Annotated in this window: 1 protein-coding gene; it reads left to right on the top strand. The window is 64.6% G+C overall.

Annotation, left to right across the window (positions count from 1 at the left end; all coding sequences use genetic code 11):
• A partial coding sequence (locus tag I0Q12_RS19725; RefSeq protein WP_269437652.1) for a reverse transcriptase domain-containing protein occupies window positions 1-407 on the top strand: 407 nt, incomplete at both ends.

Below are 407 nucleotides of genomic sequence, written 5' to 3' on the forward strand. Positions count from 1 at the left end.
GGGATTCCGACGGTGGCCGACCGGGTGGTTCAGGCCGCGCTCAAGTTGGTGCTGGAACCGATCTTCGAGGCGGACTTCGAGCCGGTCTCGTTCGGGTTCCGGCCCAACCGGCGGGCGCAGGACGCGATAGCCGAGATCCACTACTACGGCACCCGTGGTTACCGCTGGGTGCTGGATGCGGACATCGAGGCGTGTTTCGATCGGATCGAGCACGTCGCATTGATGGATCGTGTCCGGTTGCGGATCAAGGATAAGCGGGTCCTGGCGCTGGTCAAGGCGTTCCTCAAGGCCGGGGTTCTCACCGAACTCGGCGACCGACGGGACACCACGACCGGCACGCCCCAGGGTGGTATCCTGTCGCCGCTGTTGGCCAACATCGCGTTGAGTGTGCTCGACGAGCACGTGAT

The sequence above is a fragment of the Rhodococcus sp. CX genome (assembly GCF_015865005.1).
Taxonomy (GTDB): domain Bacteria; phylum Actinomycetota; class Actinomycetes; order Mycobacteriales; family Mycobacteriaceae; genus Rhodococcus.